Raw genomic sequence first — 11,107 nt, forward strand, 5'->3', positions numbered from 1 at the left:
GTAGGCAAAGGCCAAGACCCGGAGGGCTTGGTCGGCCAAGTCGGCGTTAATTTGTTGGTATTGAGCCAAGTCATCGGCCGTAAAGGGCCGGACTTGTCCTTGGTCAACCACCTGGCTAACACGGGCCAAGATTGAATCGGGCGCCCCCTTAACAGTCGCTTCGAAACCTTCACCCTCAGGGTGGATTGTGGTCATTAACTTTCGTTCGGAATCGAACGGAATTTCACTCACACGGGGCTTTGAAGCCAAAGTTTCGGTATAAGCTGGACGGTACTTCTTATTAAAGGTAATCAAAGCGGTTTCGGTTGGATCACCAATCAAACCAGAATCAACTTCCTTAGTATCGTTATTCAAGGCTAAGAGGTCGGCCAACTTTTCTAAGTCAGCGTTGGCTTGGTCAAAGGGATTTTCATTTTCCAAATCAATCACTTCGCCGGCCAAGACAACCTTTTCAACCGTCATCTTGTTCTGCGTTAAGGTTCCGGTCTTATCGGAACCAATAATATCGGTTGAGCCCAAGGTTTCAACGGCTGGCAACTTCCGGACCAGAGCGGCCTTCTTGGCCATCCGTGAAGTTCCCAAGGCCAAAGTAACCGTAACGATGGCTGGTAATCCTTCTGGAATGGCAGCGACGGCTAATGAAATTGAAGTCAAAATCAAGTCTAAGACCTTAGCGTCTTGGGTAAAGTAACCAACCACGAAGGTCAATGTCGCAATTCCCAAAATTAGGTAAGTCAAAATCTTACCCAATTGCTTCAAGTTTTCCTGCAATGGTGTCTTGGTTTCATCCGTTGACTGCAACGATTCGGCGATCAAACCAACCTGGGTCTGCATTCCAGTCGCCACAACCATTCCGGTCGCCTTACCATAAGTCACGTTGGCATTCATAAAGGCCAAGTTGGCTTGGTCGCCCAGGGGTAAGTTATCCCCTTCCAAGACCTGGTCTGTCTTTTCAACCGGAACCGATTCACCGGTTAAGGTTGCTTCTTCAACCCGGAGGTTGGCAACTGAAATCAACCGTAAGTCGGCGGGAACGACATCCCCAGCTTCCAAATAAACCAAGTCACCGGGAACCAAATCGGTCGCTGAGACCTCTTGGTCGCGACCATCACGGATCACCCGAGCTTGGGGAGTGGCCAAAGCCTTCAAGGCTTCAATCGCCCCCTCGGCCTTGCTTTCCTGGAAAACACCGAAAACGGCGTTAATAATCACGATGGCGATAATGAAAATCGCATCGGTGATTTCACCAGTAAAGGCGGCCACAACCGCAGCTAAAACCAAGATTCCAATCATCAAGTCCTTGAACTGGTCAACGAACTTAGCAAAGAGGCTCTTCTTCTTTTTGGCCACCAAGGAATTGGGACCGTCTTTTTCTAACCGGTCTTGAACCTCAGTGGTCGTTAGTCCGGTCGTCAGGTTAGTCTTGAATTGACTGGCTAAATCAGCCATGTCAATTTGATAAGGTTTTTTCGACAATGTTCTCTCCTTTATTGTTTCCTGGGCTTCTGCGGGCACTTAGGTCAAATAAAAAGACCCATACTCCACGCAAAAAAGCGTGTTAGTATGAGTCTCACTGTTTAAGGCTGAGCCGGTGCAATCATGCACGATATAAAACATTGCTGTTTTGCTTTGACGGTTATCAGCCACGAACGAACGTTTCGTCAGTTACTCCCTCAGAAATCTAATATGTCTATATTATAACGAACTTTTCAGTCCTTGTATAGTCATTTTAGCGATATTCTCAATCCGTTGAAAAATTAACAATATCTTGGTTTTTCTTAGGTAGTTTCTCTGAACCGACGTTACGACTGTAAATCGTCAACATCCCCAAAATACCTAAGATAACTGCCATAATAAAGTAAATAACAAAAAGCAGGTCCCATGAATGGAAGATTTCGATTAAGTACCCTGAGGCAATTGGGCCGACTGCCGCAAACAAGTAGCCAATTGATTGAGCTGTTCCAGATAGTTCAGCGGTCTGTTCATAGCGGGTTGTTTTGCGTTGGAAGAAGACAATACTCAGGGTAAAGGCAGCAGCCGTTCCCATCCCGGCCAAAGCTGACCATAAGGCATTCACAGCAAAGCTATCTGAGCCAAACATTAGGCCAGCGGTTGCCAAAATAATGGTACTAGCGCCAAAGATAACCATGCCAATCATTCCTGACTTTTTCTTGGCAATTGTTGGCGTGAAAAAGGCCAAAGGAATCCCAAAGAGCTGGAAGAACGTTGCCAATAACCCGGCGGTTGTTGACGTAAAGCCATGGTCGACCCAATACTTTGGCAACCAAGTCATCAATGAATAAGCCAATAATGATTGTGTTCCAAAATAAAAAGTAATTAACCAAGTGACTTTGTAACTCTTAACCGAGAAATCACCCTCTTTATCTTCTTCGGTCTCAACTTTACGATCTGTTTTAGGCAGCATTGCCATTGTGGCTCCCCAGACAATCACCGTCAAGACTGTCACGACGGCAAAAATTGCCAAAGTAGCTGACAAATTGGTGGCCTTCAAAAGCGGTGCCACCGTGGCCGTTCCAATTCCAGATGAAAGGGTCATCATGGCTGGATAAATTCCCGTTAACAGGGCACTTTGCTTGGGGAAGTACTCTTGAATAATACTTGGGAGCAAGACGTTTCCACCAGATATTCCAATTCCAATCAAAATTGTTCCAGTGAACAGCAAAATCGGCGTCGTGATGATACGTAAGGCCAACCCAACCGTCAAAATCAACAGTGAATAGAATAAGGCCTCGGAATTACCAGCCCGAACGCCCCACTTCCCCATCAATGGTGAAACAAAGGCAAACATCAAGATTGGAATTGTCGTCAACCAGCCACTAACACTGGTTGGGATGCCCATGATTGTATGTAGTTGTGGCAAAATTGGTGGCATCATTGTAATTGGTAACCGCATGTTGGCCCCAATCAAGATAATACCTAAGCCACCAATCAGATAAACTCGTTTTTTCAAAGATTTTTCCCCCACATTCAATTAATAGCAACAAAAAAGTCGCTGATGCGACTACTGACTTCTCTGTGCTTTTCGTATAATTCTATCTTACTGCTAAAGCACCCATACGTATAATACTTATTAAGCTTCTTTACCTGCCTTTGAGGCATGGGTGGCTAATTGGACAAATTCTTGGGCAGTTGGGTTCAAAATGCGATCTTTTTTCCAAGCCAGAACCCGCTCTGATTCCAAAATTGGGTTTAAAGGAATAAACTTAGTGCCGATTGCATCGCTGCTGCTGCCACCCTTGATGGCGAAGGCTACACCGACGCCCTCACGGACCATCGGTAGAACATTGAAGAGCATGTTATAGGTCCCAATCAAATTAATATCTGCCGGATCAAAATTCCCCCATTGATAGAGTTGTTCTTGAACCTCAGGTCGAATTGCTCCGATAATTGGTAGTGGTAAAACATCAGTCGCCGTTACCATTGAGTTCTGGGACAGAGGACTTTCTTCGGCAACAATAATTCCGAGAGTTTCTTTTCCGGGTAGTTCCACCATCTGGAAGGCAGACATATCAGGTTTAAAGGGACCAACCATAAAGGCCAAATCGACCAGGCCGTCCTCTAGCTTTTCAAGAATATCGATTCCATTACCACTGTAAATTTCAAAGGTCACCTGATTGTGCTTTTCCCGCATCTTTTTCATAATTTGGGCCAAAAAAGTTGAATTTTCAGACTCAATACAACCAATCGTGATTTTACCAGTCAGTTCCTGATCTTGGTAAGTCGCAAATTCCTGTTCTGTTTTCTGGTCCAAGGCGACTAGCTCTTCCGCCTTGGCCTTCAAGAACCGGCCCGAATCGGTTAAGGTTAACTTCTTGTTATCACGGATAAAGAGATTGGTCTGCAGCCGCTCTTCGAAGGCGTGAATTTGCCGACTCAATGTTGGTTGGGTAATATGGAGGTCGGCCGCCGCCTGGGTCATATTTTGTTTTTCTGCCACTTTCAAAAAATACTGCAATAACCGAATTTCCATTTCAACCCTCCGAAGAATATTACTGTCACTTGTTCATTGAAGCTTTTGTCAATCGTCATCAGCTTCTTGTCTCAGCTTAGTTTAAAAGAAGACTAAACTGGAAGCAACAGCAAACTCCCTGCTGACAAATTTACATTTAAACGCGATCAGTTTCTATTATATGAAAGAACATGGTCCCATTTTTCCAGAACCCGAACTTTTACGTCCGTTTATGAAATTAATTTTAATAATTGCTTGACAACTTTCCTGACAGACGGTATCATAGTCTCAACATATCAAACAAGTTGATCAGGAAAGTAAAAAGTACGCTTAGCCAAGAGACTTACCGGTTGGTGCAAGGTAAGGTAAGCAAGCTTTTGAAAATGACCTGTGATTGGCAACTACGACTCGGTTTACCGTTAGTAGTTGACGGATTGGCCCTCGTTACCTGGGCACACCATTCGGCTAGGATCATTCCCCGTGGCCCGATGGTTAGTGAGCTGCCCAGGGGTAACCCGAGGCAAAAAACTCAGAATGGTAACGCGTAAAGTCGCTTCTGTCTTAATCTTATAAGATAGAAGTGGCTTTTTTTGTTACCTGAAGCACACAAGGGAGAATTTAGCATATGAACCAACCACCTGCTTAGTTTTACCGGACGCTTAAAAGTCCAATTAACAATATCAACACCAAAACAAACTTTTACAAATAGAAAGAGAGAAAAATTATGAGTGCAAAAAAGACGATTATTGGAATTGTAGCAGTTGCTGCTATCGCTGGAATTGGTTACTTGAGCTTCTTCAACCACGGATCAAAGGACGACACAGTCGTCAAGGTTGGGGTCATGAACGGTGACAAGGCCGAAGACCAAATTTGGGCTTCCGTTGCTAAGACTGCCAAGGATAAGTACGGTATCACAGTTAAAACCGTTAAGTTCTCTGACTATTCACAACCTAACAAGGCTTTGTCAGACCACGACGTTGATTTGAACGCCTTCCAAAACTACCCATTCTTGGAAAACTGGAACAAGGCTCACAAGTCAAACATCGTTTCAATCGGTGACACTTGGACAACACCTTTGCGTTTGTACTCAAACAAGTACAAGAGCTTGAAGGACATCCCTGATGGTAGCCAAATTGCCGTTCCTAACGATGTAACTAACGAAAACCGTGGTATCCACTTGCTTGCCGAAGCTGGTTTGATCAAGGTTAAGGATACAAGCACAGCCACGACACAAGATATCACTTCAAACCCTAAGAACTTGAAGATTGTTGCTGTTGATGCTTCACAAACTGCTACTTCATTGAAGGATCCTAAGTTTGCCGGTGCTGTTATCAACACCAACTTTGCTAAGTCAGCCGGAATCGACTTCAACTCAGCCATCTACGTTGAAGGTTTGAACAAGAACACGACACAATTCTTCAACTTCGTTGCTGCTAACAAGTCTGATAAGGACAAGAAGGCTTACAAGGATGTTGTCAAGGCTCTTCAAACTGAAAAGACCAAGGAATTGGTTAAGAAGAACTACAACGGTGCTGAAATCACTGTTTGGGATTACAAGAAGTAAGACCATTTGGCGGGGACTTTCCCCGCAATACATATAAAATTAACACTAATCTTGAAAGGAAATTTCTTACCCATGGCTAATCGAAAAGCAGAGTATTTAACTCTTTTAAAGGAACTAATTGCCCTTCCCAGTGTTTCTGCTAAGCGGGAATCTTTACCAGAAACAGCTCACCTACTTGGCTCGGCCTTAGAAAAGTTGGGTGGACAAGTTGAAATTGACGAATCTTACTTTGCACCACTCGTGATTGGTCAATTTAAAAGTCAAAAAGCTGATGCTAAGACCTTAATCATCTATAACCACTATGATGTTCAACCAGCTGAACCCTTTAACCTTTGGGACAGTGACCCCTGGACCTTAACCGAAAAGGATGGTCACCTGATTGGTCGTGGTGTCGACGATGACAAGGGCAATATTACCGCCCGCTTAACCGCCCTGGCCGAATACCTCGATGACCATGATGGCCAATTACCAGTTAACATTACCTTCCTATTTGAAGGTTCTGAGGAAACGGCCTCGCAACACCTTGATGATTACCTGGCCCAACACCCAGAACTCAAAGCTGATTTGATCATCTGGGAATCCGGTAATAAGGATGCCCAAGGCCAAATCGAACTTGGTGGCGGGAACAAGGGTATCGTGACTTTCGATATCACTGCCCAAACGGCCGGCATTGATTTGCATTCTTCACTGGCAACCATCGTCGACTCTGCCGCTTGGCGGTTAACCCAGGGTCTGGCGACCCTCTTTGATCCGAAGACTGGTGAAATCAAAGTTCCTGGTTTCTATGATGACGTTCAAACACCAAACGGCCGCGAACAAGCCCTAATTGCTGCTCTTCCTGGTACTAAGGAAGATTTCATCAAGGACTATCAAATTCAAGCACCACTCTTGTCAGACAAGCGTCAAACCGATTGGAAGAATGCTTTGTACTTCGAACCAAGTTTGAACATCGAAGGCTTGTCTAGCGGTTATGAAGAAGCCGGTGTCAAAACCGTCCTTCCCGCCCAAGCCACAGCCAAAGCAGAAGCCCGCTTGGTTCCTGGCATGGACCCGGATAAGACCCTTGGTCAAATTCGTGACTACCTCGCCGACCAAGGCTTTGCTGACTTGACTGTCACGAAGACCCTCGGCCAGCCTGGTTACCGGTCTGATATGTCCGATTCAGAAATCTTAAAGGTTATTGATTTAGCTAAAAATCTTTACCCTGGAGAACCGGTTGTTTCACCAACCTCACCCGGGACAGGACCAATGGCCTACGTTAATAACGCCATCCCTGCACCAATTATTAGTTTAGGCGTTGGTTACCAAGGTGCCTTGGATCACGCCCCCAACGAAAATATCCGTATCGCTGACTATGATGACAACATTAATTTCGTTAAGTTGATTATCGACAGTTATACTCACTAAAAGTAGCCATTCAGAAAGGAAAGTGCTTAGCACAATATCTATCTATGACGAATCCGATTATTTCCCTTAAAAATATCGACGTAACCTTCACTCAAAAGAAGCGGACCATCGAAGCCGTTAAAAATGTTTCCATCGACGTTAACCGCGGTGACGTGTTCGGAATTGTTGGTTATTCCGGAGCCGGAAAATCAACTCTTGTCCGAGCTATTAACCTCTTGCAGGTACCAACTGCTGGCCAAGTCGTGGTTAACGGTGAAACCTTCTTCGATGGTCAAAGTTCAAAGGGTGTGCAAATCAAACCCAAGGATCTCCGCGACCGTCGTCGTAAGATTGGGATGATTTTCCAGCACTTCAACCTTTTAAATGAACGAACTGTCGCTGAAAACGTGGCCTTTGCCTTGCAACACTCACCTCTTTCAGCCAATGAAAAGAAAGCTAAAGTGTCTGAATTGTTGGAATTGGTTGAATTATCTGACCGTTCCGAACAATTCCCTTCACAGCTTTCTGGTGGACAAAAGCAACGTGTGGCCATTGCCCGTGCCTTGGCCAATGACCCCGAAATTCTGATTTCGGATGAAGCGACTTCAGCCTTGGATCCCAAGACGACCAACCAAATTTTGGCCTTATTAAAGAAGCTTAATGCAGAATTTAATTTGACGATTTTGTTGATAACCCATGAAATGGAAGCCGTCAAAGAAATCGCGAACAAGGTTGCCGTGATGCAAAACGGAGCCGTCCTCGAACAGGGCTCAACATTGGATATCTTCACCAAGCCGCAAGCACCGTTGACTAAGGAATTTATCGAAACGGCAACGAACCAGGACAAAGCTTTGGCTGCCATCTCTGCCACAGATGTCGTCGAAAACTTGCCTGCCGGTCAACTCTTTGCCCGGTTGACTTATTCTGGTAACTCAACTAACGAACCATTAATTACTGGTTTGTACCAAAACTTCCAAGTCGTTGCCAGCATCTTGTATGGTAACGTCGAAATCTTACAAGGAACCGAAGTCGGTTCACTCTTGGTTGTGCTCTCAGGAACTGAAGCCGGCTTAGCCGCTGGTTTGGATTCATTGACCGACCAAGGTGTCACTGTTGAAATTTTGAAAGGAACTAAAGCATGAGTAATTGGTTTTCACAAAACTTCCCAAACGTCGTCTACCAAGGTTGGTCAGGTGACACCGGCTGGCTGACAGCCATCAACCAAACCCTCTTTATGACCTTCTGGTCAGCCATCTTCGGTGGCCTATTGGGACTAATCTTTGGTTTTGGCTTGGTTGTCACTGGACCAAAGGGGATTACCCCCAACCGAATTCTTTTCTGGATTTTTGATAAGATTGTTTCCGTTTTCCGAGCAATTCCCTTCATTATCTTGTTAGCTTTCATTGCTCCTGTTACTAAGACCCTGGTCGGAACCCAAATTGGTTCTACAGCTGCCTTGGTTCCCCTCTCATTGGGTGTCTTCCCCTTCTTCGCCCGTCAAGTCCAAGTGGCTTTGAGTGAAGTTGATTCAGGAATTGTTGAAGCGGCTCAGGCTGTTGGCGCATCATTTACTGAAATCGTCTTCGGTGTTTATTTGCGCGAAGGTCGGTCAGAATTGATTCGTGTCTCAACTGTGACGCTGATTTCATTGATTGGTTTGACTGCCATGGCCGGTGCCATCGGAGCCGGTGGTCTTGGAAACATGGCCATTGCTTACGGTTATAACCGTTTTGCTAATGACACGACCTTGGTTGCGACCCTCTTAGTTTTGATTCTTGTCTTAGTTGTCCAAGTCGTTGGTGACTTCTTAGCTAAGCACTATAACCACAAGTAAATATTAGTTGCAGATATCGACTGATAATTACTGTTATTCACAACATATTAAATAAATAAACAAGTTGATCAGGAAAGTAAAAAGTACGCTTAGCCTAGAGACTTACCGGTTGGTGCAAGGTAAGGTAAGCAAGCTTTTGAAAATGACCTGTGATTGGCAACTACGACTCGGTTTACCGTTAGTAGTTGACGGATTGGCCCTCGTTACCTGGGCACACCATTCGGCTAGGATCATTCCCCGCGGCCCGATGGTTAATGAGCTGTCTTGGGGTGATCCAAGACAATTATCAGAATGGTAACGCGAAAAGTCGCTTCTGTCTTAATTTATAAGAACAGAAGCGACTTTTTTATTATCAATAGTATTTTTACACAAAGGGAGAAAGATTCATGTCTAAAAAGAATTGGTTTATCACAGGATTTGTCATCATCATTATTGCTATTATTGGCTTCTTCAGCTTTGGAAATCATAGTTCAAACACAAAGAAGACTGTTACTATCGGTATCATGTCTGGTAACAAGAATGATGATGCCATCTGGAAAAGCATCGCTGAAACTGCCAAAGATAAGTATGGCATCACATTGAAGTTCAAAGAGTTCTCAGATTATTCCCAACCTAACAAGGCTTTGCAAAACGGTGACATTGATTTGAATGCCTTCCAGCACTATGCCTTCTTAGATGCTTATAACGCAAAGAACGGTAACAAGTTAATCCCAATTGGTGAAACCATCATCGGACCTGGTCGTTTCTATTCAGATACCTATAAGAATGTTAAGCAATTTAAGGATGGCGACACGATTGTCATTCCAAACGATCCTTCAAATGAAAGCCGGGCCCTTTATATCTTACAAAGTGCTGGACTGATTGGTTTGAAGTCAGGTTTGACACTGGCCACGACCAAAGACATCAATTCAAACCCTAAGAACCTAAACGTCAAGGAAGTTTCAGCCGACCAAACCGCTCGCTCATTGAGCAGTGTTCAAGGAGCCATCGTTAACGGTAACTATGCCCAACAAGCTGGATTGAAGTATAGTGATGCTATCTTCGTTGAACCATTGAACCAAAACTCACACAAGTGGGTTAACTTGATTGCGGCTCGTAAATCAGACAAGAACAATAAGATTTACAAGGAAGTCGTTAAGGCTTACCAAACAAAGAAGACAGAACAATTAGTTGCAAAGTATTATGGTGATGCTGAGACAACTGCTTGGGATAAGAACTTCAAGTAAGTTCACCACAAGTAAATTCAACAAAAAAAGTTTGGAACAAATGTTCCAAACTTTTTTATTTGCCAACCCTAGCGGGTTAACTTAAATTCAAAGCGGTCCCCAACATAGTATGACCGCACATATTCAAAGGGCTTGTCATCTTGGTCAAAGGAAACCTGGCGTACTGACAAAATTGGATCCCCACGCTTGATTTGCAAGAAATCAGCTTGACGTTCCGTTGCCAAGGCCGCTGTGACCGTTTGATCGGCTCGCCCTGGTTGAACCCCAGCTGCGATTAAAGTCGCGTAGAGGGACTCTGTCAGGCTTGAACGAGTAAAATTATTGACCAACTTCACAGGCAGTGTTGTTTGTTCCAATAAAATTGGCTCGTCATCCCCTAACCGTAGCCGTTCCATCACCAAGACTTCGTCTTCGGCATTCAGCTGCAGATGTTCCATTTCTGAGACAGATGGTGTGGTCACCTTATATGAAACAGTAACCGTCTGGGCTTCTTTGCCAGAATCTTTCATCAACTCAGTAAATGACGTCATGCCTAAGGCACGTTCAGAAACCTTCTTTTCGGCAACATAAGTTCCAGAACCTACCCGTCGCTCCAAAATGCCCTCATCGACTAAGGTTTGAATGGCCTGTCGCAAGGTCATTCGAGAAACACTAAACGATTCGGCTAAATCACGTTCAGCTGGTAGGCGCTTATTGGTGCCCCATTCTCCTGCCGCAATCCGTTGTCGGATTTCGTTATGAATTTCAATGTAGCGTGGTATCGCCATAATCACTGTTACCCCTGTTTCTTTCGATTGATTGAAAGCCTGTCTTCAATCCAGGACTATCTTTTTTCATTATAATTGGTCTAGGTCAATAATTCAAATCAGCTAACGAATTCACAAATTTGGTCTTAATTATTAAGAAATGAATCCTTTCACTCAAGTAAACAAAATTTTCTAAACTAAATCATGGAAAGCCCTTGCAAAAAAAATAAAAAACGGGTAATATATATCAAGTAATTGCCCCTTAGCCAAGCGGTAAGGCGGTGGCTTCTGGTGCCATTATGCGCTGGTTCGAATCCAGCAGGGGCAATCTAATTAAATTTAAGATAAAAAGCGGTCTTACTAGTGTAAGACCGCTTTTTA

9 protein-coding genes, 1 tRNA gene and 1 other annotated feature are annotated in these 11,107 nt (G+C 44.3%); of the genes, 6 read left to right on the plus strand and 4 right to left on the minus strand.

Translation table 11 applies throughout. The features are described 5' to 3' along the window. From AOQ29_RS07960 to AOQ29_RS03630, 3 genes are all read right to left on the minus strand, one after another. On the minus strand, positions 1 to 1,476 hold a 1,476-nt coding region (locus tag AOQ29_RS07960), incomplete at its 3' end, for a cation-translocating P-type ATPase (RefSeq protein WP_242977391.1). 265 nt (positions 1,477 to 1,741) lie between these two features. Then, positions 1,742 to 2,971 (minus strand): MFS transporter, encoded by a 1,230-nt coding sequence (locus AOQ29_RS03625; protein WP_061993176.1) that lies wholly within the window; start codon positions 2,969 to 2,971, stop codon positions 1,742 to 1,744. A 120-nt stretch (positions 2,972 to 3,091) separates the two neighbouring features. Beyond that, on the minus strand, positions 3,092 to 3,991 hold the full coding sequence (locus AOQ29_RS03630; RefSeq protein ID WP_061993177.1) for a LysR family transcriptional regulator: 900 nt from the start codon (positions 3,989 to 3,991) through the stop codon (positions 3,092 to 3,094). A 703-nt stretch (positions 3,992 to 4,694) separates the two neighbouring features. On the opposite strand from AOQ29_RS03630, the gene AOQ29_RS03635 reads away from it, so the two are divergent. The 5 genes from AOQ29_RS03635 to AOQ29_RS03655 all read left to right on the plus strand — a co-directional run bounded on the left by AOQ29_RS03635 (position 4,695) and on the right by AOQ29_RS03655 (position 9,980). Next, on the plus strand, positions 4,695 to 5,534 hold the full coding sequence (locus AOQ29_RS03635; RefSeq protein ID WP_061993178.1) for a MetQ/NlpA family ABC transporter substrate-binding protein: 840 nt from the start codon (positions 4,695 to 4,697) through the stop codon (positions 5,532 to 5,534). Between the two features lie 72 nt (positions 5,535 to 5,606). Next, complete coding sequence (locus AOQ29_RS03640) at positions 5,607 to 6,941, plus strand: M20/M25/M40 family metallo-hydrolase (RefSeq protein ID WP_061993179.1); 1,335 nt, start codon at positions 5,607 to 5,609, stop codon at positions 6,939 to 6,941. 44 nt (positions 6,942 to 6,985) lie between these two features. Beyond that, positions 6,986 to 8,062: a methionine ABC transporter ATP-binding protein gene (locus tag AOQ29_RS03645; RefSeq protein WP_061993180.1), complete on the plus strand. Its 1,077-nt coding sequence runs from the start codon at positions 6,986 to 6,988 to the stop codon at positions 8,060 to 8,062. Next, positions 8,059 to 8,754 carry a methionine ABC transporter permease gene (locus AOQ29_RS03650; RefSeq protein ID WP_061993181.1) on the plus strand — a complete coding sequence of 232 codons (696 nt, stop codon included), beginning with the start codon at positions 8,059 to 8,061 and terminating at the stop codon, positions 8,752 to 8,754. Before AOQ29_RS03645 ends, AOQ29_RS03650 begins: the two co-directional genes overlap by 4 nt. A gap of 55 nt (positions 8,755 to 8,809) precedes the next feature. Beyond that, positions 8,810 to 9,072: a binding site (T-box leader), on the plus strand. Between the two features lie 68 nt (positions 9,073 to 9,140). Beyond that, the gene (locus AOQ29_RS03655; protein WP_061993182.1) at positions 9,141 to 9,980 is read left to right on the plus strand and encodes a MetQ/NlpA family ABC transporter substrate-binding protein; all 840 of its coding nucleotides are present in this window, start codon (positions 9,141 to 9,143) and stop codon (positions 9,978 to 9,980) included. Between the two features lie 68 nt (positions 9,981 to 10,048). On the opposite strand, the gene AOQ29_RS03660 is transcribed toward AOQ29_RS03655, so the two are convergent. Then, entirely contained in the window at positions 10,049 to 10,747 is a 699-nt protein-coding gene (locus AOQ29_RS03660) for a GntR family transcriptional regulator (protein ID WP_061993183.1), read from the minus strand. Positions 10,748 to 10,982: 235 nt separating this feature from the next. Here AOQ29_RS03660 and AOQ29_RS03665 point away from each other — a divergent pair. Continuing rightward, a tRNA-Gln gene (locus AOQ29_RS03665) sits at positions 10,983 to 11,054 on the plus strand. Positions 11,055 to 11,107 lie beyond the last annotated feature (53 nt).

The sequence above is a fragment of the Fructobacillus ficulneus genome, from assembly GCF_001047075.2.
Taxonomy (GTDB): domain Bacteria; phylum Bacillota; class Bacilli; order Lactobacillales; family Lactobacillaceae; genus Fructobacillus; species Fructobacillus ficulneus.